The sequence below is a fragment of the Shinella sp. M31 genome (assembly GCF_049199205.1).
GTDB lineage: Bacteria > Pseudomonadota > Alphaproteobacteria > Rhizobiales > Rhizobiaceae > Shinella.
On the sequence record NZ_JBLZPH010000130.1, the window covers coordinates 1 to 23,480 of the forward strand.

Annotated in this window: 18 protein-coding genes; 6 read left to right on the top strand and 12 right to left on the bottom strand. The window is 63.6% G+C overall.

Annotated elements, in window-relative coordinates; genetic code table 11:
- From ACOZKU_RS20475 to ACOZKU_RS20495, 5 genes are all read right to left on the bottom strand, one after another.
- Positions 1-763, bottom strand: a 763-nt coding sequence (locus tag ACOZKU_RS20475; protein ID WP_421580412.1) for a Gfo/Idh/MocA family protein, incomplete at its 3' end; no start/stop codon positions are given.
- A 175-nt stretch (positions 764-938) separates the two neighbouring features.
- Positions 939-1,991 (bottom strand): sugar phosphate isomerase/epimerase, encoded by a 1,053-nt coding sequence (locus tag ACOZKU_RS20480; RefSeq protein ID WP_314086573.1) that lies wholly within the window; start codon positions 1,989-1,991, stop codon positions 939-941.
- Between the two features lie 347 nt (positions 1,992-2,338).
- Positions 2,339-3,289: a substrate-binding domain-containing protein gene (locus ACOZKU_RS20485; RefSeq protein WP_314086576.1), complete on the bottom strand. Its 951-nt coding sequence runs from the start codon at positions 3,287-3,289 to the stop codon at positions 2,339-2,341.
- Positions 3,290-3,393: 104 nt separating this feature from the next.
- Positions 3,394-4,404, bottom strand: a complete 1,011-nt coding sequence (locus tag ACOZKU_RS20490) for an ABC transporter permease (protein ID WP_421580413.1) — start codon at positions 4,402-4,404, stop codon at positions 3,394-3,396.
- A gap of 47 nt (positions 4,405-4,451) precedes the next feature.
- Positions 4,452-5,978 (bottom strand): sugar ABC transporter ATP-binding protein, encoded by a 1,527-nt coding sequence (locus ACOZKU_RS20495; protein ID WP_421580414.1) that lies wholly within the window; start codon positions 5,976-5,978, stop codon positions 4,452-4,454.
- 207 nt (positions 5,979-6,185) lie between these two features.
- Here ACOZKU_RS20495 and ACOZKU_RS20500 point away from each other — a divergent pair, with 207 nt between their 5' ends.
- Positions 6,186-7,217: a LacI family DNA-binding transcriptional regulator gene (locus ACOZKU_RS20500; protein WP_421580415.1), complete on the top strand. Its 1,032-nt coding sequence runs from the start codon at positions 6,186-6,188 to the stop codon at positions 7,215-7,217.
- Positions 7,218-7,251: 34 nt separating this feature from the next.
- Here the strand turns inward: ACOZKU_RS20500 and ACOZKU_RS20505 are convergent, their stop codons facing one another.
- The 5 genes from ACOZKU_RS20505 to ACOZKU_RS20525 all read right to left on the bottom strand — a co-directional run bounded on the left by ACOZKU_RS20505 (position 7,252) and on the right by ACOZKU_RS20525 (position 14,141).
- Complete coding sequence (locus ACOZKU_RS20505; protein WP_421580416.1) at positions 7,252-8,760, bottom strand: methyl-accepting chemotaxis protein; 1,509 nt, start codon at positions 8,758-8,760, stop codon at positions 7,252-7,254.
- A gap of 337 nt (positions 8,761-9,097) precedes the next feature.
- The gene (gene xylA, locus ACOZKU_RS20510) at positions 9,098-10,408 is read right to left on the bottom strand and encodes a xylose isomerase (RefSeq protein ID WP_421580417.1); all 1,311 of its coding nucleotides are present in this window, start codon (positions 10,406-10,408) and stop codon (positions 9,098-9,100) included.
- Between the two features lie 25 nt (positions 10,409-10,433).
- Positions 10,434-11,888 (bottom strand): xylulokinase, encoded by a 1,455-nt coding sequence (xylB, locus tag ACOZKU_RS20515; RefSeq protein ID WP_421580418.1) that lies wholly within the window; start codon positions 11,886-11,888, stop codon positions 10,434-10,436.
- A gap of 8 nt (positions 11,889-11,896) precedes the next feature.
- Positions 11,897-12,937 (bottom strand): LacI family DNA-binding transcriptional regulator, encoded by a 1,041-nt coding sequence (locus tag ACOZKU_RS20520; RefSeq protein WP_421580419.1) that lies wholly within the window; start codon positions 12,935-12,937, stop codon positions 11,897-11,899.
- Between the two features lie 85 nt (positions 12,938-13,022).
- On the bottom strand, positions 13,023-14,141 hold the full coding sequence (locus ACOZKU_RS20525; protein WP_421580420.1) for a metallophosphoesterase: 1,119 nt from the start codon (positions 14,139-14,141) through the stop codon (positions 13,023-13,025).
- A gap of 118 nt (positions 14,142-14,259) precedes the next feature.
- Between ACOZKU_RS20525 and ACOZKU_RS20530 the strand changes: the two genes are divergently transcribed.
- Positions 14,260-15,138, top strand: coding sequence for a PhzF family phenazine biosynthesis protein (locus ACOZKU_RS20530; protein ID WP_421580422.1), 879 nt, complete (start codon positions 14,260-14,262; stop codon positions 15,136-15,138).
- Here the strand turns inward: ACOZKU_RS20530 and ACOZKU_RS20535 are convergent, their stop codons facing one another.
- Complete coding sequence (locus ACOZKU_RS20535) at positions 15,139-16,731, bottom strand: DHA2 family efflux MFS transporter permease subunit (RefSeq protein ID WP_421580423.1); 1,593 nt, start codon at positions 16,729-16,731, stop codon at positions 15,139-15,141. It abuts the gene before it with no gap.
- 73 nt (positions 16,732-16,804) lie between these two features.
- Positions 16,805-17,995: an HlyD family secretion protein gene (locus ACOZKU_RS20540; RefSeq protein ID WP_421580425.1), complete on the bottom strand. Its 1,191-nt coding sequence runs from the start codon at positions 17,993-17,995 to the stop codon at positions 16,805-16,807.
- A gap of 143 nt (positions 17,996-18,138) precedes the next feature.
- Here ACOZKU_RS20540 and ACOZKU_RS20545 point away from each other — a divergent pair, with 143 nt between their 5' ends.
- The 4 genes from ACOZKU_RS20545 to gltX all read left to right on the top strand — a co-directional run bounded on the left by ACOZKU_RS20545 (position 18,139) and on the right by gltX (position 23,477).
- Positions 18,139-18,798 (top strand): TetR/AcrR family transcriptional regulator, encoded by a 660-nt coding sequence (locus ACOZKU_RS20545; RefSeq protein WP_314086603.1) that lies wholly within the window; start codon positions 18,139-18,141, stop codon positions 18,796-18,798.
- A gap of 195 nt (positions 18,799-18,993) precedes the next feature.
- A complete protein-coding gene (locus tag ACOZKU_RS20550) occupies positions 18,994-19,743 on the top strand; it encodes a TerC family protein (protein ID WP_314086605.1) in 750 nt (249 codons plus the stop codon).
- 361 nt (positions 19,744-20,104) lie between these two features.
- Entirely contained in the window at positions 20,105-21,877 is a 1,773-nt protein-coding gene (locus ACOZKU_RS20555) for an SLC13 family permease (RefSeq protein WP_421580428.1), read from the top strand.
- Positions 21,878-22,007: 130 nt separating this feature from the next.
- Entirely contained in the window at positions 22,008-23,477 is a 1,470-nt protein-coding gene (gene gltX, locus ACOZKU_RS20560) for a glutamate--tRNA ligase (RefSeq protein ID WP_421580429.1), read from the top strand.
- Positions 23,478-23,480 lie beyond the last annotated feature (3 nt).

The following is a 23,480-nucleotide window of genomic DNA, read 5'->3' on the forward strand; positions in this document are numbered from 1 at the left end:
TCTCCCTGAAGCGCATCATGACATGGGCGTTGTCGTCGAGCTTGCGACCCGGCACGAAGCTGTCGAGATCGGCCGAGAGCTCTTCCAGTTCCAGACCCGAGACGAAGCAGCCGAGATTGTAGGCATGCGTGCCGATATCGCCGGTGGAGCCACCGGCACCCGACTTGCTGGGATCTGTGCGCCAAGCCGCCTGCTTCTGACCGCTGGACTCGATGTCTTCGGTCAGCCAGTCCTGCGGATATTCCATCTGCACGAGCCGGATCGTGCCGAGTTCGCCATTGGCGACCATTTCGCGCGCCTGACGGACCATCGGATAGCCGGTGTAGTTGTGCGTCAGCACGAAGAGCGCATCGCTTTCCTCGGCGAGCTTCTTCAGCTTGCGCGCATCCGGCAGCGTCGACGTCAGCGGCTTGTCGCAGATGACGTGGATACCGCGTTTCAGGAATTCCTTCGCGGCCTCGTAATGCACGTGGTTCGGCGTGACGATCGCCACGGCTTCGATGCCGTTTTTCAGCTTGGCCTCGCGGATCGCCATTTCCTTGAAGCTGCCGTAGCTGCGCGACGGGTCGAGCCCCAGTTCGCGCGCCGACTGCTCGGCCTTTTCCGGCGAGGACGACAGCGCGCCGGCGACCAGCTCATAGTGGTCGTCGAGCCGGGCCGCGATGCGGTGCACCGCGCCGATAAAGGCGCCCGAGCCGCCGCCGACCATGCCGAGCCGAATGCGGGGCTGCCGCGTTTCGCTTGCGCTTCCTTCGATTGCCATGGGTGTTCCTCCTAATATTTGTCGCGGGGCAAGGCCCCTCATCCGGCCTGCCGGCCACCTTCTCCCCGCAAGCGGGGCGAAGGGATATGCGCACCGTTTCCTCAAACAAAGACCATTCGCCGGGCACGTTCCCTCTCCCGCTTGCGGGGAGAGGGTTAGGGTGAAGGGCTATTGCTCAAAGCCCCAGCATGCGCCGGTTCGCGGCCTGATCCGTGCCCGCATCGGCGAAATCGTCGAAGGCCTTTTCCGTCACGCGGATGATATGCGCCTTGACGAATTCCGCGCCTTCGCGTGCGCCGTCCTCCGGGTGCTTCAGCGCGCATTCCCATTCCACCACGGCCCAGCCGGCAAAATCGTTGGCGGCCATCTTGGAGAAGACGGCGCCGAAATCGACCTGGCCATCACCCAGCGAGCGGAAGCGGCCGGCGCGGTTCACCCAGCCCTGGTAACCGCCATAGACGCCCTGCCGGCCCGTCGGATTGAACTCGGCATCCTTCACATGGAACATGCGGATGCGGTCCTTGTAGATGTCGATATTGTCGAGATAGTCGAGGCATTGCAGGACGTAGTGCGAGGGATCGTAGAGCATGCAGGCGCGGGCATGGTTGCCGGTGCGCTCCAAAAACATCTCGTAGGTGATGCCGTCGTGCAGGTCCTCGCCCGGATGGATCTCGTAGCAGACATCGACGCCGCAATCCTCCGCATGGTCGAGTATCGGTTTCCAGCGTTTCGCCAGCTCATCGAAAGCCGTTTCGACGAGGCCGGCGGGGCGCTGCGGCCACGGATAGACGAAGGGCCAGGCAAGCGCGCCGGAGAAGCTGGCCATCGCATCGAGGCCGAGATGCTTCGAGGCCGTGAGCGCAAGCTTCACCTGCTCGACAGCCCATTCCTGCCGGGCTTTCGGATTGCCGCGCACTTCGGGTGCGGCGAAGCCGTCGAAGGCCTCGTCATAGGCGGGATGCACGGCGACCAGCTGGCCCTGCAAATGGGTCGAGAGTTCCGTCACCTCGACGCCGTTTTCGCGCGCCTTGCCGGCGAATTCATCGCAATAGTCCTTGGAGGACGCTGCCTTCTTCAGGTCGATGAAGCGCCCATCCCAGCTTGGAACCTGCACACCTTTATAGCCGATATCGGCGGCCCATTTGGTGATCGCGTCCCAGGAATTGAACGGCGCGGCATCGCCCGCGAACTGTGCAAGAAACAGGGCCGGGCCCTTGATCGTCTTCATATCGGCGTCCTCCCAGGAACTCGGCCGATCCTCGCGGCCTGTCTCAGACATTCTTGCGGTACGTACCGCAGCGGCGTGAAAGCTATCGGCCTTTGGCCAGGTGGGCAATGTCAAATTCGCCGGTGCAAGGCGAAAAGCGCATGTGGCTTTTGTGGTGTCGAAAACACGCCCTCTCCTCTGTCATCCTCGCGCTTGATCCGAGGATCCACGCCGCAAAGTAGGGCTTACCGTGTGGATGGGTCCTCGGATCAAGCCCGAGGATGACGTCGAGGGTGAGGCGCGGGCCGGCTAACCAGCGAAATGAACCGCCCGGGTCATCATGTCCCGGGCGGCCTTATGTCGTCAGATCAGAACGGGGAGTCCGGGAAGTAGAAGTCCTTCGCGTTGTCCTTTGTGACCAGCGTCGCGTCGATCGTGTAGACGCCGCGCACCGGGACCTGGCCGTAGAAATTGGCGGCGGTCATTTCCAGCGCGGTACCGACCATTGCCGGCGGATAGAGCACGTCGACCGGGATCATCTTGTCGCCGTCCATGACCTTCTTGATCATGTCCTTCGAGCCGGCGCCGGCGATGACATACTGGATGTCCTTGCGGCCGGCCTGTTCGATGGCCTGGAGAACGCCGACGGCCATGTCGTCGTCCTGGCACCATACGACATCGATCTTCTGGTACTTGGTCAGGTAGTCCTGCATGACCTTGAAGGCGTCGTCGCGGTTCCAGTTGCCGTACTGGCGGTCGAGAACCTTGACGTTGGAGCCTTCGATGCCCTTGTCGAAACCATCCTGGCGCTGCTGGTCGATCGGGATCGCCATGCCGCGGATAACGACGACTTCGGCGTCCGGCGTCGTGGTCTTGATGTATTCACCCGCCGTCTGGCCCAGCGCGAAGTTGTTGCCGGCGACATAGAGGTCACGCACGGAATTGTCGTTGGTGCTCGGCGCACGGTCGACGAGCGCGACGAAAGTGCCCTTGCCCTTGACTTCCTTGATGGCGTTGACCAGCGAATCCGGGTCGGACGGCAGGATGACGAGCGCGTCGATGCCCTGCGTTTCCAGGTCCTGCACGGCATTCGCCTGGCTTGCCGGATCCGGCGAGGTCTTGACGATGACGTTGAGGCCCGGATTGCGCTCCATGAGCAGCTTGGCGACGCGCTCGGCATGGAAGACGACGCCCGAGGTCCAGCCATGGTCGGCGGCCGGAATGGAGACGCCGATCGTCACCTTCTTGTCTTCCGCATGAACGGCACCGGCAATCAGCGCCATCGCCGCGACAGTCAGGCCCAAAAGTTTCTTGCGCATGAGTTTCCTCCCAAAAGCAGGTCTTCGTTCCTCACCGGGGACCTGTGAACCCGGCTACGTCCCCGCAGGCCCGGCCGCTTTGCGCATGCCGGCCCTGCCTGGTCTCACGATTTCCGTACCAGCGAGCGCTGGACGAGCATCGCAATGATGATGATCGCGCCCTGGATGGCCCCGATCAGATATTCGCTGATGAAGTTGGAGAGCAGCATGATGTTGCCGACCAGTTCGAGAATGAAGGCGCCGCAGATCGTGCCCCAGACGCGCCCTGCCCCGCCCTTCAGCGCCGTGCCGCCGACGACGACGGCGGTGATCGCCTGGAGCTCCCACAGGATGCCGGTGGTGGCCGAGGTGGAGCCGAGGCGCGGCACGTAGAGCAGCACGGCAATCGCCACGCAGAGGCCCTGGATGACGAAGGCGATGGTGCGCACCCGGTTGACCGGAATGCCGGAATAGCGCGCGACATCCGCATTCGAGCCGACCGCGACGACATGGCGGCCATAGCGCGTGCGATAGAGGATGAAGGCGGCAATCGCGGTGACGACGAGGATGACGACGATCGGCACCGGCACGCCGAGGATGTAGCCGAAATAGGCCGGGCGATAGAGCGCCTGCAATTCCGGCTCGCGCAACGTGATCGCGCCGCCCTGCGACAGCCAGGTGGTAAGACCGCGATAGATGCCCATCGTGCCGAGCGTGGCGATGAAGGGCTCGATCCTACCGACCGTGGTGATGAGGCCGTTCGCAAGACCGCAGGCCGCACCGATGACGATGGTGAGCACCATCGCGGCGGCGAGCATCAGCGCCGGATCGGCGATCACCCCGGAATTCATGAAGATGATCATGATCGAGGCGACGAAGGCGACCATGGAGCCGACGGAGAGGTCGAGGTCGCCGGACGAGATGACGAAGGTCGCGCCGACCGCGATGATCGCGATGAAGGCGCTGCGGGTCGCGACATTCGCCAGGTTGTTGAGGCCGATGAAATTCGGATTGACCAGCGCGCCGACGATGAGCAGCAGCGCCAGCGCCGCAAAGGGCGCAACAGCCCTCAGGTCGACATCCCGCCAGCTTCGGCCACGTGCCTTCGTTTCACCCAAGTCTTCGCCTGCGGTCATGTTCGTCCCCAACCCAAAATCGTTGTTGTCTCGCGAGCCGCTTGCACTCAGGCCGCGGTCTTCTTCTTCAACCCTGCCGAATAGCGCATGATCTCCTGTTCGGAGATTTCCTCGCCTTCGAGAATGCCGACGATCCGCCCCTCGCGCATGACGGCGACGCGGGTGCACAGCCCGATGATCTCCGGCATCTCCGAGGAGACGACGATGATCGACTTGCCGTCGCGGGCGAGTGCGGAAATGAAATGGTAGATCTGCTGCTTGGTGCCGACATCGATGCCGCGCGTCGGTTCGTCGATGATGATGACGTCGGGCTCGGTCTCCATGACCTTGGCGAGCAGCAGCTTCTGCTGGTTGCCGCCCGACATGCGGCCGGCGACGACACGCCCGTCGCGCACGCGGATATCGAAGCGGCGGCGCGCGCGCTCCAGCGCCGCGGCCTCGCTCTTCGGGCTGAGATAACCATATTTGCCATGCTGATCGAGCGATTGCAGCGTCAGGTTCGCCGTCATGCGCGAATTGAGCAGCAGGCCCTTATGCTTGCGGTCCTTGGTCATATAGGCGATGCCGACGCGGTTGGCGGCATGCACATCGCCGGCCGGCACGCTCTCGCCGCGCACCGTGACTTCACCCGAGACCCGCGAGCGCAGGCCGGCGACCGCCTCCATCAGTTCCGTGCGGCCCGAACCGATCAGGCCGGAAAAGCCGAGGATCTCGCCCTTGCGCACCTCGAAGCTCGCATCCTGCACATAATGCGTCGAAAGCCCGGAGACGGCGAGCGTCACCTCTTCGTCGATGCTCGGCTCCTGCTTTCCCGGATAGAGGCTGGAAAGCTCGCGACCGACCATCAGCTGCGCGATGGACTCGCCGTCGAGAATGCTGGTCGGCGCGGTTTTCACCCATTGCCCGTCGCGCAGCACGGTGACGCGGTCGGTCAGTTCCATCACCTCGTCCAGCTTATGCGAGACGAAGACGAAGGACGTGCCCTTTTCGCGCAGCTTGCGCACCTGGCGGAAGAGGTAATTGGTTTCTTCGCGGGAGAGCACCGCGGTCGGCTCGTCCATGAAGATGATGCGCGCATCGCGGCTGATGGCTTTCGCGATCTCCACCATCTGCTTGTCGGCGATGGAGAGCGAGCTGATCATCGCGTTTTCATCGACATGCGAACCGAGCTGGTCGAGCACGCGGCGCGTCTCGGCGCGCATGAACTTGCGGTCTAGCACGCCGAAACGCGTGACCTCGCGGCCGAGGAACAGGCTCTCGGTGACGGTCAGATGTTCGGCGAGGTTGAATTCCTGGTGGATGATGACAATGCCGAGATGCTCGGCCTGGCCGTTCGGCGGCAGCTTGACGGGCTGCCCGTCAAACAGGATTTCACCCGAGGTCGGCTGCTCGAAACCCGAGAGGATTTTCACGAGGGTCGATTTGCCCGCGCCATTCTCGCCCATCAGCGCATGGATTTCGCCGGCGCGAAGCTCGAAATTGACGCTGAACAGGACCTGCACGCCGTTGAACGACTTGCTGATACGGCGCGCGGAGAGAACGACGGGAGCCCCGTCGGCAGCGTCCGGATTCATCGATTTCCTCCCTGCGGCTCCTCGACCGCTTGAGCCTGATGTAAACCTTTACACGATCTATGTAAAGGTTTACATGATGGATATCAGGAATTTTCAGCAAGCGCCGTTTGACCACCGGTCCAGTCTGTGTAGTGTCCCCGCACTTCGTTTGATTTCAGCAATTCCAGATCGCCAGACTGGCATTGCCACCGCCGAGTGAGAGCCAGTTTGTCGTCATCCAGCCCCGCCACGATCGAGGACGTCGCGCGCATCGCGCAGGTCTCGATCGCGACCGTATCGCGGGCGATCCACACGCCCGAAAAGGTGGCGAATTCGACGCGGCTGAAAGTCAACCAGGCGATCGCCATCACCGGTTATACGACCAATGCCATGGCGCGCAGCCTGAGGCTCGGCCGGTCGAACATGATCCTGGTTGTCGCCCCCGATATGGGTGATCCGAACTTCTCCAACATTCTCGTCGGCCTGGAAAACGAGGCACGCGCGCATGGCTACGGCATCCTGATCGGCCATACGCAGAACGATCCGCAGCGCGGGCTGGAATATCTGAAATTCCTGAATTCCAACCAGGCGGCCGGCTTGATCCTGTTCACCGGCATCCTGCCCTTCGGCCACCAGAGCATGACCGCACGCCTGCCGCCCAGTGTCGGCGTCTTCGAGCCGGTCTATAATGGCGGCATCCCCTATGTCGGGGTGGACGATATCGAGGGCGCGCGCAAGGCCGTCGACCTCTTGATCGCCGAGGGCCACCGCAAGATCGCCTTCATCGGCGATTCGCGCACGCGGCTTGCCTATAGCCGCCGCCGGCAGGGCTACGACGCCGGACTGGATGCCGCCGGCGTGCCGGTCAACGAACGGACCATCCTGGAAGGTGACGGCACGATCGAGAGCGGGCGCCTTGCGCTCGAACAGCTCTTCATGCGCGACACGCTGCCGAGCGCCTTCATGTGCGTCAACGACCAGACCGCCATTGGCGTGATGATCGGACTTGGCGCGCGCGGCTATGACATTCCGACCGATTTTTCCGTGACCGGTTTCGACGACGTGCCGCAAGCGAGCTTCATGACACCGTCGCTGACGACGATCCGCCAACCGCGCACCGCCATCGGCAAGAGCGCCATGGCACTGCTCTTCGAACTGCTGTCCGACAACGAGCCGGCCGAAACGGAAATCCTGCTTCGACCGGACCTGATCGTGCGCAATTCGGTTTCGGCGCCGGCGCGGCGCTTTGTGCGCCGATAGAACATTTCCAGCGAACCAGAACTCAGGAAAAGCCCTAGCCGTAGCGACGCTGCGCCGGCCTCGGCGTGCGCTGCACGCGCTCGGCCGAGACGGTGAACCGGTCGACAAGTCCCTTCAACGTCGTGCTGATCTGCATCAGATTGTGCGTGGCCGCATTTGTTTCCTCGACCATGGCGGCGTTCTGCTGGGTCATCTGATCCATGCTGCCGACCGCCGTGTTGATCTCGGAGATGCCGGCCGACTGCTCGCGGGCGGAATTGCTCATGGCGTCGATATGCGCATTGATAAACACCACCTGCTCGCCGATGTGATGCAGCGCCTCGCCGGTCTTGTGCACCAGGGACACGCCGAGCTGCACGTCCTCGAAAGACTTATCGATCAGCGACTTGATCTCCTTGGCCGCCTCTGCGGATTTTTGGGCGAGTTCGCGCACCTCCTGCGCCACGACGGCAAAGCCCTTGCCGGCCTCGCCCGCCCGCGCCGCCTCGACGCCGGCATTTAGCGCCAGAAGGTTGGTCTGGAAGGATATCTGGTCGATCACGCCGATGATCTGGGTGATCTTGCCGGAGGATTCCTGGATCGCCCCCATGGCGGTGACGGCCTGTTCGACGATCTGGCCGGAGCGCTTGGCCTCTTCCGTGGCGCTGCCGACGACGCGGCGGGCTTCCTCGGCGCGGATCGCCGCCTCGCGGGAAATGGTGGTGATCTCCTCGACGGCTGCGGCCGTCTCTTCCAGCGACGCCGCCTGCTGCTCGGTGCGCTTGGCCATATCGTCGGTGGCATTGACCAGCTCGCCGGAATTGCCAGCCGCATCCTCGGCCGCCGTCACGATGGCGCCCAGCGTGTCGTCCAGTTTCTCGATGGCGGCATTGAAATTGGAGCGCAGCCGCTCGAACTGCAGGGCGAGCGGCTTGGCGATGGAGGCGGTGAGATCGCCGCCGGCAAGCCGGTTGAGCGAGGTGTCGAGCGCGCTCAGCGCCTCCTCCTGCTCGGCGTTGCGGGCCTGCCGCTCGGCTTCCGCTTTCTCGCGCTCTTCCTGAAGGGCCTCCAGATAGACGGAGATCGCATAGTCCATATCGACAAGCGCCGCCTTCACAATGGCGGTGATTTCGCCGCTGATCGCCGCCGCCTTCTTGCGGTAGAGAAATCCTTCGAGATGCCTTGCGATGACACCCTCGACGATCGCCTCCAGGATCAGCGCATAGCCGCCGATATACCAGCGCGGCTCGAGGCCGAGGCGGGCATGGGTCTTGCCGATCGTGGTGACGGCATCGACATATTGCGTGTCGAACCTCGCCGAGCCGATCACTTCCCAATGCTTGACCTGGCGCCCCTTGGCGCTCTGGATATGCGCCTCGTTGGCAAAGAACCGGGCGGTCTCCGGCGTCGCTCGGGCTTTGGCGTAGAAAATATCGAGGGCACCATCGAGTGATGCCGAGATCGTCGGCAAGGCGTTTTTCAGCGCCTCCCGCTGGGCCGTGTCAAAATTGACGAACTGGAGACGTTCGTTGAGCTGCTGGGTCTTGCTATCGTGCGCCGACATCCGAAAAATCCTTTGCTGCGGAAGGCAACTGGCGCCAAGTCCCGAATCAGGAGATCGGCTTCCGGTTTGTCGTGAGTTTTTGCAGTTGATAGTAAATAAACACTATAGGTGAAGCAGAAATACTTTCCTTGAAATTGACGAACGGCAATTTTTAATCGAAAATATCCGATAAGACAGAATTATTGTTATAAACGACACCAATGAAGACCAATAAAACCAATGCTATAAAATACAACAAAAGTATAAGCCTCACCCTACGTGAGGCGAAGCGCTCTGCGGCTCAAAATAAAAGGGCGCCACAAGCGCGCCCTTCGAATTCAGGTGACGCCGGTAGCAATCAGACGTAGCGGTTGACCACGTTTTCCAGAAGTTCCTGCTTGCCGGAGCGCGGCTTCGGATTGACGCCGTGGTTCAACACATAGGCTTCCAGAGCTTCGAGCGACGAGCCGCCCGAAAGGACCTTCTGCGCCTCCGCGGACTGCCAGCCGGCGTACCGGTCGGCGAGCGGACCGGACAGGGCCTTGTCCTCGATCATCTTCGCCGCAGCCTTCAGGCCGCGCGCGCAGCAATCCATGCCGCCGATATGGCCGATCAGCAGGTCTTCCGGATCGATCGACTGGCGGCGCAGCTTCGCATCGAAGTTCGTGCCGCCCGTGGTGAAGCCGCCGCCGGCGAGAACCTGATAGAAGGCCAGCGCCATTTCCGGCACATTGTTGGGGAACTGATCGGTATCCCAGCCGGACTGGTAGTCGTTGCGGTTCATGTCGATGGAGCCGAAGATGCCCAGCGCATTGGCCAGTGCCAGCTCGTGCTCGAAGGAGTGGCCCGCCAGGATCGCGTGGCCCTGCTCGATATTCACCTTCACCTCGTTTTCCAGGCCGTATTTCTTGAGGAAGCCGAAGACCGTCGCAACGTCGTAATCGTACTGGTGCTTGGTCGGCTCCTGCGGCTTGGGCTCGATCAGGATCGCGCCCTTGAAGCCGATCTTGTGCTTGTATTCGACGACCATGTTGACGAAGCGGCCGAGCTGATCGAGCTCCTGGCCGAGATTGGTGTTGAGCAGCGTCTCGTAGCCCTCACGGCCGCCCCACAGCACGTAGTTGTCGCCGCCGAGGCGGTGCGTGGCGTCCATGCAGGTCTTCACCGTCGCGGCGGCGAAAGCGAAAACGTCGGGATCCGGGTTCGTCGCGGCACCGCCCATATAGCGGCGGTTGGAGAAGAGGTTCGCCGTGCCCCAGAGCAGTTTCACGCCGGTCTCGGCCTGTTTCTTGGCGAAATAATCGACGATCTCGTTGAGGTTCTTCGTGTTCTCGACAAAGTCCTTGCCCTCGGGGCGCACATCCGCGTCGTGGAAGCAGTAGAAGGGAACGCCGAGCAGCTGGAAGAATTCGAAGGCGACATCGGCCTTCATCTTCGCCGCCTGCATCGAGTCCTCGAACCACGGGCGCTCGAAGGTCTGGCCGCCGAAGGGGTCGCCGCCCGGCCAGACGAAGGTGTGCCAATAGGCGACGGCAAAGCGCAGATGGTCTTCCATGCGCTTGCCCGCGACGATCTCGTCGGGATTGTAGTGGCGGAAGGCCAGCGTGTTGGTGCTGTCGGGACCTTCATATTTGATCTTGGCGATATCGCCGAAAAAGCCGGTAGCCATGGTCTCTCCTCTTGAACGGGTGGGGTCAGTAAGCGGCGCGGATGGCCGGATAGAGCCGGCGGTAGCGCTGATAGGCATCCTCATAGGCCGCGCCGAGCGCTGCCTCGGGTTCGATGGTCTCCGCGGTCACGGGCGCCGAGCAGACCGCGACGGGGTCGGCACCAGCAGCCGCGATCAGGCCGAGGCGGGCGGCGCCGAAAGCGGCGCCGAAATCGCCGTCCGCCGGGAGATCGACGGGAAGGCCGAGCGCCGTGGCGATGGATTTCAGCCAGTAGCGCGAGCGCGAGCCGCCGCCGATCGCCGTGACGCGCGACAGCGTGGTGCCGGCGGATTTCAGGGCTTCGAGACTGTCGCGGATGGCGAAGGACACGCCCTCCAGCACCGCCTGGGTCAGCACGACGCGGCCGCTCTCATGGCCAAGCCCGAGAAAAGCGCCGCGGATGGCGGCATCATTGTGCGGCGTGCGCTCGCCGGAGAGATAGGGCAGGAAGGTGACGCCGGACGGCGCCTGCAGCGTCTCGCCCAGTTCCTTCGTGAGGTCGGCGGCAGAGGCGCCGGTCACGCGCGAATGCCAGTTCAGGGCATCGGTGGCGGAGAGGATGACGCCCATCTGGTGCCAGGTGGCAGGCAGCGCATGGCAGAAGGCATGGACGGCGCTTTCCGGGTTCGGAAGGTAGCTGGCATTGGCGGCAAACAGCACGCCCGAGGTGCCGAGCGACACGAAGGCCGCGCCCTCGCGCACCGTGCCCATGCCGCAGGCCGAGGCGGCATTGTCGCCCGCCCCGCCGGCCACCACGACGCCGTCGCCGAGGCCCCATCGGGCGGCAAGCTCCGGGCGAAGGATGCCGGCCGCATCCGTGCCTTCCACCAGCCCCGGCATCTGGCGCTCTTCGAGATCCGTCGCGGCGAGAAGCTCGGCCGACCATTTGCGCGCGCCGGTATCGAGCCAGGAGGTGCCGGCGGAATCCGACATTTCCGACAGGTACTCGCCGGTCAGCCAGACGCGTAGAAAGTCCTTCGGCAGCAGGACCCAGCGGACTTTCGCGAAGATATCCGGCTCGTTGTTCTTCACCCAGGCGAGTTTCGGCGCGGTGAAACCGGGGAAGACGATGTTGCCGGTGATCTTGCGAAAACGCGGATCGGCATCGAGGCTTGCCGCCTCGCGATGGCTGCGCGTGTCGTTCCACATAATGCAGGGCCGCAGCACCTTGTCCTCGGCATCGAGCAGGGTCGCGCCGTGCATATGGCCGGACAGGCCGATGCCGCGCACCGCCGAAAGCTCAGCGGGATGGACGGCGCGCAGGCCGGCGATCGCCTCTTCCGTCGCGCGGATCCAGTCGGCCGGGTCCTGCTCCGACCAACCGGCATGCGGGCGCTCGGTCGCAACCTCCTTGCCGGTCGCCGAGCCGATGACGCGCTGGTCGCCATCGATGAGCATGGCCTTGACACCCGACGTGCCCAAGTCGATCCCGAGATACATGTGCTCTCCTATTCCTCGTCCGGGCCGGCCGGCGGAAGATTGTCCTTGATGAAGATGTCGAGGCGGATGCGCTCCTGCGCAGCATTGACCGACAGGCCATCCGCCTTGGCGCGCAGCACACGAATGGCGCTGCGCACCTCATGGCCGGCATCCTGGTTGAGCACGGCGTCGATGACCCCGCTTTCGAGCGCACCACGGGTCTCGCCGGTGAGTTCGTGCACGATCACGCACAGGTCCGTGCCGCGCGCCGCCAGCGCCTTCAGCAGACCGCGGTTACCGGCGCCGAGATTGTAGATGCCGGCGAGATCGGGCACGGCCGCGAGGCAATCGGCGATCAGTTTGAAAGACAAGTCCGGATCGTCCTGGCCCTCCAGCACCGGCAGGATGGCGCGGGCGTCCGGCATGGCCGACATGGCGGTGAGAAACCCTTCGAGGCGCTCGCCGTGGTCGCGCACGCGCATCGAGCCGGCGAGCACCGCCACCGGCCCCGGCCGGTGGCCGAGAAAACGGCCCATCAGGCTGCCGGCGGTGCGGCCGGCGGCGATGTTGTCGACGCCGATGAAGTGATCGCGCGCGGATCCCGCGAGGTCGGAGACCAGGGTGACGACCGGAACGCCCGCCTCCCGCGCACGGTCGATCGAAGCGAAGACCTCGGGCGCATCGACCGCCACGGCCGCGATGCCGGAAACGCCCTCGGCGACAGCCGCATCAATTGCATTCGCGAGCGCCGCCGCATTGAAAGCCGGAACTGTCACGATGGAGAGGAGCGTGCGCTCGATGGCGGAATGCAGGCCGGCGCGGCGCACCTCCGCTTCGAGGCCACGCATGAAAGGATTGTCGCCCTCGGGCAGGATGAAGACGAGCGGATAGACGCGGCTCTTGGCGAGGTTGGCCGCCGCGACATCGCGTACATAGCCGAGCGATGCAATCGCCGCCTCGACCTTGGCCTTGGTGACGCCGCGCACACCCGGCCGATCGTTCAAAACACGATCGACAGTGGCAAGGCTCACGCCCGCTTCCGCGGCAATGTCATGGACTGTGGGTCTCATCGCTCCTCCGTGCCGAGACCCTTAGAGGAATTTTTGATGTACGTAAATCAGAAATTTTCCAATGCCGTTTCCGGCATGGATTTTTTCAGCCGGAAAGGCGTTTGCTGAAGGCGTTGGTAAAGGTAATTTCGCCCGAATTTTCATCGGCTTGCGCGAGCGCGACGTCCAGAAAGCCATCCGTCACGCGCACCAGCGCGAAACCGCCGAGAAAGGCGGCGACCGGCTTGAAGATGTCATGGCCCGCGCTGTTGTAGATCATCGGGGTCGGGTGCTCGTGGCCGTGGAAGATGCCGACGATAGTGTAGCCCTGGAGCACATCGAGCAGGGCCGCACGCTCCGCATCCGTCCACCAATGGGCAGGACCGGCCCCATGCGAATCGAAGGTCTCCGCCGCCGGGTCCCAGTGCTCGGTGGAGAACTGGTCCCAGCCGTAATGCTGGAACAGAATCACCGGGCGGCCATCGGCCGCGGCGTCCGCAAGGTCCTGCTTCAGCCAGGCAAGGCCGCTGACGGCATGCTTCGTGTCGTCGCCGCCGAAGCGCTGAAGCTGCACGAGATGCAGGCCGCCCCAATCCCAGGAATAGTTGTCGGAATCGATGTCGTAGTTCCCCGCCGGCACGGGCGCCTTGTAGAACACGGTGGAGCGGTGGTTCAGCTCGACATAATCGCGCAACTCGCGCCGGTACCAGTCGATATGCGGCGCCACGCCGTCCTGGTCGAGATCGTGATTGCCGAGGCCGTTATAGACGGGATAGTGCACCCGGTCCGGCCCCGTGCCCTGCTGGTAGCGGCTGGCGAACTGCTGCAGCTGGCGCCCCTCACCCGGCACCTTTACCTGCCCGCCGCCGTCGTCCGTCATGTCGCCGCCGAGCACGAGGCCGAGCGGTGTCGCGATCCGCGTGCCGGCGCTGGCGAGGCCCGAGGGCTTGCCGCCGATCTCGACCGGCCAGGTGAGATCGGCGACCGAATTCAGCGCCGCGACATGGCGCAGCAGCGCCGCATCGGTCTTGCCCTCGGCCGCGCAATTCGGGCTCAGGCTATCGGCCGAGACGAGACAGGCATGCACGTCGCAGGAAAACAGGAAGGTCGCATCCGTCGCCGGCCGCGCGCCTTGCGCCATCGCTGCAAGGCGCGGCAGAGCGAGCGACAGGCCGAGACCACCGGCTCCGATAAGGAAATGGCGGCGCGTGAGACGGAAGGGCATGCGGACGCTCCGATGAAAAGAACAGACGACCACATTCTGAATCAGGATGACGCCAAGGTACAGCGCCGCTTGAGGGGCGAGGACGGACTTGCTACCAAAACGGTGACGGAGGCCACCGATGAAACTCACCTATCACACGCTCGACGTTTTCACCCGGACCCGCTTCGGCGGCAATCCGCTGGCCGTGGTGCTCGATGCGGACCGCCTGACGGACGCGGAGATGCAGACCATCGCCCGCGAATTCAACTATTCCGAAACGACCTTCGTGCTGCGCCCGAAGGACAAGGCCCACACGGCCCATGTGCGGATCTTCACGCCGACCGTCGAAGTACCCTTCGCCGGCCATCCCAATGTCGGCACCGCCTATGCGCTGGCGCTCGCCGACGATGCGGCGGAGGAATTCCTCTTCGAGGAAGCCGCCGGTCTCGTGCGGGCGAAAATCCTGCGCATCGATGGCGAGGTCGACGCGGTGCAGCTGACCGCGCCGCAGCCGCTGAGCGTCGGCAAAACCTTCACGCCGGCCAGCGTCGCGGCCTGCCTGTCGCTCGACGAGGCGGATATCGCACTTTCCGGGCACCAGCCCTGCATCGCCTCCGTCGGCCTCGGCTTCATCGTCGTGGAGATCGCCACACGCGATGCCCTGCGGCGCGCCAAGGTTGATATGGCGGCCTTCGCCGCCATCCTGCCGACGGACCATGCCGATGCGATCTATTTCTACTGCCGGGAATTGTCAGACGAGGATGGCGCGGTGGATTTCACCGCCCGGATGTTCGCACCCTTCGACGGCCTGCCGGAAGATCCGGCGACCGGAAGCGCCACGGCGGCGACCTGCGCGCTTCTGGCAAAACTCGCGGGCGGCGCGGCGCGGCGCTTCAAGGTGGCGCAGGGCATCGATATGGGACGACCGAGCCTGCTCTCCATCGCGGTCGACGCCGATGGCAGGGTTCACATCGGCGGCGCCTGCGTACCGGTGATGAGCGGCACGCTCAGCGTCTGATCAATGGCCGCCGCCACCGCCGCCCACGGCCTGCGGCTTGCGGATCGCCAGCACGCAGACGATGAGCGTGGCGAAAAGGCCCGTCAGCAGCAGGAAGATATCGATGAAGGACAGGATATAGGCCTGCTGCTGCACCATGCCGGCCATCTTCTTGATCGCGATCGTCTGACCGTCGAGCCCATGGGCGGTGAAATTCGCCGCCATGTTGCGCAGCTGGTCGACAGCCTCGGGATTGCCCCACTGAACATGTTCGGACAGGCGCTGATAGTGCTCCTGCGAGCGCTGGGTCAGGATCGTGTTGATGACCGCCAGCCCCACGGCGCCGCCGAGGTTGCGCGTCAGGTTGAACAGGCCGGACGCATTGCGGATACGGTCGGGCGGCAGCGTGCCGAGCGCGACGTTGTTGATCGGCACCATGCAGATCATCAGCGAGCAGCCGCGCAGGATCTGCGGCACCAGAAGCTCGTAGAAATCCCAGTCGGCCGTCATGCCCGTCATCGACCAGGTGCCGAGTGCAAAGCCGCCGAAACCTATCATCATCATGACGCGCGGATCGAGCCGTGACGACATCATGCCGGCGATCGGCGCGGTGAGGAACATGGCAAGGCCGGAGACGAACATGGTTTCGCCGATCATCAGCGAATCGTAGCCGCGGATGCGCGCCAGATAGAGCGGATAGAGATAGGTCAGGCCATAGAGGCCGATGCCCATCACGAAGGAGAAGATCGAGCCGAAGGCGAAATTCCGGTTGGCGAAGGCGCGCAGATCCACCACGGGGAACGGCACCTTGAAGGCCCGCCAGAAGAACACGGTCGCGCCGACAACCACTGCGACGGAGCCGAGCACGATATGCTCGTCGCTGAACCAGTCCTTGTTGTTGCCCTCTTCGAGCACGTATTCCAGCGAGCCGAGGAAGACCGCCATCGAGATGAGGCCCCACCAGTCAAAACGCTTGATCAGATTGAATTCCGGCTTGTCGAAATCGATCAGATTGAAGGTCAGGATCGTGACGATGATGCCGGGAATGATGTTGACGAGAAACAGCCAGTGCCAGGAGAAGGCGTGGCTGAGATAGCCGCCGACCGTCGGGCCGATGGTGGGCGCGAGCGTCGCGACGAGGCCGATCATCGGCGAGACGACGGAGCGCTTGGAGGGCGGAAAAATGGTGAAGGCCGCCGCAAAGACGGAGGGGATCATGCCGCCGCCGATGAAGCCCTGGATGGCGCGGTAGACGATCATCTGGTCGATATTCGTCGCGGTGGCGGCAAGCGCGCTGGCCAGCGTGAAGCCGGCGGCCGAGAAGCTGAACAGGATGCGCGTCGAGACGATGCGCGCCAGCGTGCCCGACAGCGGTATCATGATCACTTCGGCGATCAGATAGGAGGTCTGCACCCAGGCGATCTCGTCGGCGCCGGCGCCAAGGCCGGCCTGGATTTCCGAGAGCGAGGCGGAGACGATCTGGATGTCGAGGATCGACATGAACATGCCGAAGACCATCGCGAAAAAGGCGATGACGCGGCGGACGGGAACTTTATCGGCCTGCGCGGGGGCCGCCATCAGGGCGCCTGCGGTCGGTTGAGCGGTCGCGGCCATGGCCCGCGTTCCTTCTGGAAGCACGGCAGCCAGATGCCGGCTGCGCAATGCGGTCAAAACAATGCTTTCAGTCTTACTCGGCCTTGGCGCCCGGCGCCGTACGGCTGTCGACATCGACGACGACGCTGAGGCCGGCGCGCAGCTTGCCGGTATCCAGCACGTCCTTCGGGATCGCGATGCGGACCGGCACGCGCTGGGTGACCTTGGTGAAGTTGCCCGTGGCGTTTTCCGCCGGCAAAAGCGAGAAGACCGAGCCGGACGCAGGCGCGATGGACGCGACGGTGCCGATGATGTCGTCTTGCTCATAGGCATCGACATGCAGGTGCACCTTGGAGCCCGGCACGAGATGGGCGATCTGCGTTTCCTTGAAGTTCGCCTCGATATAGAGGTCCTTCACGGGAACCAGCGCCGCAAGACGGCCGCCGGCCGAAACGAGGTCGCCGACCTGGACCGAAATGTTCCCGATGACGCCATCATAGGGCGCCTTCAGCACGGTGAAGCCGAGGTCGCGCACCGCCTTGTCGCGGGCCAGCTCCAGCGAGCGGATGCCGCTGTCGGATTCGGCGCGCTGCGCCTGAAGCACCGCGATGCTTGCCTTGGCGGACACGATGTTGGCATCCGCACCGACGAGATTGGCCTTGGCCTGATCGAGCGCCACGGTCGCGCTGTCGAGCGAGGCGGTCGTGCCGACTTCCTTGTTCGCCAGTTCCTTGGCACGCTTTTCGGCCACTTCCGCGCCGCTGAGCGCGGCCTGATAAGCAGTCTTCTGGGCTTCCGCCTGGGCGAGCGCCGCCTTGGCGCCTTCGATCTGCGCGTCGATGCGGTGAAGCGCCAGCTTCTGCGTGGCGATCTGCGCCTCGGCCTGTTCGCGGGCGAGCAGGTAGTCGCCATCATCGAGCGTGACCAAGGGATCACCGGCCTTGACCGCCTGGTTGGCAACGACATTCACCGCCGCGACATAACCGGAAACCTTCGGCGAGATGGAGGCGATATCGCCTTCGATATAGGCATCATCCGTCGAGATCATGAAGCGGCCATGCGTCCACCACTGGTAACCGTACCAGCCGGCGGCGGACAGCAGCGCGAGGCCGACGATCGGCAGCATGAAGCGACGGCCGCCCTTCTTCTTCTCGGGCTCCGATACGGCGGCGGCAGGCGCAGGCGCCTCGGCGGTCGTCACCGGATTTGCCTCGGCGGTTTCAGCCTGGAAATCATCGTTAACCGGGCGAACCTTCGCCGTGCCGGCGCCATGGGAAGTCGACATGCGCATGCCACCATTCTTGGGATGGAAAAATGAACTGAACCGTTCGGTTCGATTTGACATAGACCTGTTTATCCCGCATATCAAGTGAAATCGAACCAAGCGGTTCGAAATAGTTAACCGCACCGTTTCAACTGGAAAGGCCGATGGACACCACGGAAGACAGACTGGCTGCCCCGCGCACGGGTCGCCGCGCGGCGGGCGAGGACCCGGCCAAGCGCGAGCAGATTCTCGACGGGGCCAAGCGCGTGTTCATGGAGCAGGGCCTCGAGGCCGCCAGCATGAACGACATCACGCGCGCCGCCGGTGTCTCCAAGGGCACGATCTATGTCTATTTCGAGAACAAGGAAGACCTGTTCGGCGACATGATCGAGCGCGAGCGCCGTCGGCTCACCGAAACGATCCGCCATGCGCTGGACAGCGGCCAGCCGCTCGACGAGGTGCTCAAGGCGTTCGGCATGCTGTTTGCCGCGCATATGACGGCGGATCAGACGATCCGCGCCATGCGCATGGTGATCGCTGCCAATCACCGCCTGCCGAGCCTCTGCAGCCGCTTCTTCTCGACATCGTCGATCAACCCGGTCTCGGTGCTGCAGGATTATCTCGACCGCCAGGTCGCTGCCGGCATCCTGACCTGTGAGGACACCATGCACGCGGCCAAGCAGTTCCTCGAACTCACCACCGTCGGCCTATTCAAGCCCCGCATCTTCGGCGCCATGGAAGAGGTGCCGGCGAAAGCCACGATCGAGAAGAACGTCCTTTCGGCGATCCGCATGTTTCTTGCGGCCTATGGCGTAAAACCCTAGGACCGGTCGATCGAAAGGTCGGGATTTCGTCCCGCAATCCGGGCGTGGCCGCGTCAAAATCCGGCCGGCGCTCACCAATCAGATGACGAAATCGTGATAACGGCCCGAACGGCGGCGGATTTGCTTGTCAGCAGTCAAAATCGCCATACATACGGAACTCCATTCTCAAACCGTATTTAAGGAGAGGAAGACCGGATGGACAGCATTCTTGCGCTCATGCAAGACCCGGCCGCATGGATTGCCCTTGTCACGCTTGTCGTGATGGAAGTGGTTCTCGGTATCGACAACCTTATCTTCATTTCGATCCTGACCAACAAGCTGCCACCCGAACATCGCGAGCGCGCCCGCCGCATCGGCATCGGCCTTGCGCTCGTCATGCGCCTTGCCCTCCTCGGCACCGTCGCGTGGATCGTCCAGCTCACCACCCCGGTCTTCACGCTCTTCGATCACCCCTTCTCCTGGAAGGACATGATCCTGATCGCCGGCGGTCTCTTCCTCGTGTGGAAGGCGACCAAGGAAATCCACCACAATGTGGACCCGGTCGATCACAAGGAAGACATGGTGGGCGGTGCGGTCACGACGAGCTTCGCCTCGGCCATCGGCCAGATCCTGGTGCTCGACCTCGTCTTCTCGATCGACAGCATCATCACCGCCGTCGGCATGACGCCGCATCTGCCGATCATGGTGGTCGCCGTTCTCGCCGCCGTAACGGTCATGCTTCTGGCCGCCACGCCGCTTGCCAACTTCATCGAGAAGAACCCGACGATCGTCATGCTGGCGCTCGCCTTCCTTCTGATGATCGGCACGACGCTGATCGCCGAAGGCATGGGCCTGCACGTGCCCAAGGGCTACATCTACGCCGCCATGGCCTTCTCGGCGCTCGTCGAGGTCTTGAACATGGTCTCGCGCAATGCGCGGCAGAGGAAAAAATCAGGCGGACACTGACGCGAAGACTTCTTCCATATGCGGCGGCGTCTCCCCCAGAAGGGAGATGCCGGCAGGCACTAGGGGTCTGGAGAACCGGCGGGAGGCAATCCCGCCGGTTTTGTTTTCAGGGAGGGTCGAAGACGGGCCGGACGGGTGGGGAGCTCGCCTGCCGTTTCGTTGGCCGCAGGGAGAAACCGGAAAAATCCCTGCGTTCTCCATCTCCGTCATGTCCGGTTGACACGGCCCGTCTTCCCTTGGCAAACCTTGGGACGGAGGAATTGTTCCGAAAAGAGCGCATGCGTTTCCGTTGCCCGTCAACGGAACCCGAAGGCGTCGACGGAATTCCATCCGAACATCGTCCCGCCGCACGGACCCAGACATGACCCTTGAGCAGACCTTCGCCTTCATCGTCATCGCGCTTATGATGGCGGCGTTCATATGGGGGAGGTTCCGCTACGATCTCGTCGCCTGCTGTTCGCTTCTTTTGGCGCTGGCGCTCGGAATCGTGCCCTTCGACAAAGCCTTTTCCGGCTTTTCCGACGATATCGTCATCATCGTCGCGAGCGCCCTGATGGTGAGCGCGGCGGTCGCCCGCTCCGGCATCGTCAATCTGGCGGTGAAGCGCTTCTTCCCCAACCTCATCGCCAAACAGAGCCAGCTCGCGCTGCTGCTCGTCTCGGTCGCGGTGCTCTCGGCCTTCATCAAGAATATCGGCGCGCTGGCCATCATGATGCCGCTCGCCTTCCAGTTCGCCAAGAAATCCAACACGTCGGCCTCGAAATTCCTGATGCCCATGGCGTTTGCCGCCCTGCTCGGCGGCCTGATGACGCAGATCGGCACCTCGCCCAACATCGTCGTTTCGCGGCTGCGCCAGGAAATCACCGGCGAGAGCTTCACCATGTTCGACTTCACACCCGTCGGCGCGGTGCTGGCGGTCTGCGGCATCCTCTTCATGCTGTTCTTCAACCGCATCGTGCCGGAGCGGGAAAACGGCAATGCGAGCATCGAGGAATCGCTGGAGGCCTCGGCTTATTCCTCCGATGCGACGGTGGAGGAAGGTTCGCCCTCGGTCGGAAAATCCCTCAACGAAATCCTGCGCAACGGCGATGGCGACGTGATCGCCACCGCCATCATTCGCGGCCACGTGCATCTTGCGCCGCTCCCGGACGTGCGGCTCGCCGCCGGCGACACGATCCTGATGGAGGGCACGGCGAGCGCGCTCGACAAGGTGGTCTCCGCCGCCGGCCTGACGCTTTCCGGCAAGCCGATCCAGGCCGGGCGCGGCGAAGCCGACGAGATCAGCGCCATCGAAGTCGTCGTCGGCAACGAATCCCGCCTCATCGACATCTCCGCCCGCTCCATCGCGCTCTTCCATTCCTACGGCATCAATCTGCTCGCCGTCAGCCGCCAGGGCCAGCGCCTGCGCGAAAAGCTCTCCGCCGTGCGGCTGCGCCCCGGCGACGTGATCGTCATCCAGGGCAACAACCGGGCGCTGCCGACCCTTCTGCCGGAGCTCGGCCTGCTGCCGCTGGCGCAACGCGAAATCCTGCTCGGCTCACCGCGCAAGGCGATCATTCCCGTGCTGGTCCTGATTGCCGCCATGGCCTCCACCGCGCTCGGTTTCGTGCCGGTCGCGACCGGCTTCTTCGCCGCCGCCGTCGCCATGGTGCTGTTCCGCGCCGTGCCGCTGCGCGAGGCCTATGGCGCGCTCGACGGGCCGATCCTCGTGATGCTCGCGGCCCTCATTCCCGTGTCCGACAGCCTGCGCACGACGGGCGCCAGCGAACTCATCGCCGGCTGGCTCGGCGCCGTCGCCGTGCACTTGCCGCCCTTCGGCGCGCTTGCCCTCATCCTCTTGACGGCGATGGCGGTGACGCCCTTCCTCAACAATGCCGCGACCGTGCTCGTCATGGCGCCGATTGCCGCAAGCTTCGCGGGCGCCCTGCATTACAAGCCCGAGGCCTTCCTGATGGCGGTGGCGATCGGCGCGGGCTGCGACTTCCTCACGCCCGTCGGCCACCAGTGCAACACGCTGGTCATGGGGCCGGGCGGCTACAAATTCGCCGATTATCCGCGCGTCGGCCTGCCGCTCTCCTTCCTCATCGTACTCGTCAGCATTCCCGCACTGCTCGTCGTCTGGCCGTTGCAATAGCGCAGGCGGAGTTTTTCTTGACGCGCCGGGCTGAATATGGTCTCAACCAGCCCAACGGAAAGCCCATTCCGCCCATGTAAAACGGCACAAAACCGGGCTCTTCCTCCCATAAGTCAAGACGGGCCCCATCATGAGCACTTCCGGAACCGCGTCCGGCGTTCGCGTACGCATCGCACCCTCCCCGACCGGCGAACCCCACGTCGGCACCGCCTATATCGCGCTGTTCAACTATCTCTTCGCCAAGAAGAACAACGGCACCTTCATCCTGCGCATCGAGGATACGGACGCCACGCGCTCGACGCCGGAATTCGAACAGAAGGTGCTGGACGCGCTGAAATGGTGCGGGCTGAAATGGTCGGAAGGTCCGGATATCGGCGGCCCCTATGGTCCCTATCGCCAGTCCGACCGCAAGGACATCTACCGCCCTTACGTCGACAAGATCGTTGCCAACGGCCATGGCTTCAAGTGCTTCTGCACGCCCGAGCGGCTGGAGCAGATGCGCGAGGCGCAGCGCGCCGCCGGCAAGCCGCCGAAATATGACGGCCTCTGCCTGCATCTCTCCGCCGAAGAAGTGACGAAGCGCGTCGACGCCGGCGAGCCGCATGTCGTTCGCATGAAGATTCCGACCGAGGGTTCCTGCAAGTTCGTCGACGGCGTCTATGGTCCCGTCGAAATTCCGTGGGAAGCAGTCGACATGCAGGTCCTGCTCAAGGCCGACGGCATGCCGACCTATCATATGGCGAACGTCGTCGACGACCACATGATGAAGATCACCCATGTGGCGCGCGGCGAGGAGTGGCTGGCCTCGGTGCCCAAGCACATCCTCATCTATCAATATCTCGGTCTCGAGCCGCCGGTCTTCATGCACCTGTCGCTGATGCGCAATCACGACAAGTCGAAGCTGTCGAAACGCAAGAACCCGACCTCGATCTCCTATTACTCGGCGCTCGGCTACCTGCCGGAAGCGCTGATGAACTTCCTCGGCCTGTTCTTCATCCAGATCGCCGAGGGCGAAGAGCTTTTGACCATGGAGCAGCTCGCCGAAAAGTTCGATCCGGAGAACCTCTCCAAGGCCGGCGCGATCTTCGACATCCAGAAGCTCGACTGGCTGAACGGCCGCTGGCTGCGCGAGCAGCTGACCGAGGAGCAGTTCACCCAGCGTGTGTTGGAATGGGCGATGGAGAACGACCGCATCCGCCAGGGCCTGAAGCTGTCGCAGTCGCGCATCTCCAAGCTCGGCGAACTGCCCGATCTCGCCGGCTTCCTGCTGAAGTCGGATCTCGGCCTGACGCCGGAAGCTTTCGCCAAGGTGAAATCCACGCCGGAAGAAATTCTCGAAGTTTTGAACCAGGTCCAGCCGGATCTCGAAAAGATGCCGGAATGGACCGTTGAGAGCATCGAGGCGGAACTGCGCGCCAGTGCCGACCGGCTCGGCAAGAAGCTGAAGGTCGTGGTGGCCCCGCTCTTCGTCGCCGTCTCCGGCTCGTCGCGCTCGCTGCCGCTGTTCGACTCGATGGCCATCCTCGGCCGCTCCGTCGTGCGCCAGCGCCTCAAGGTCGCCGCGCAGGTCGTGGCCTCGATGGTCGGCGGCGGGAAATGAGAT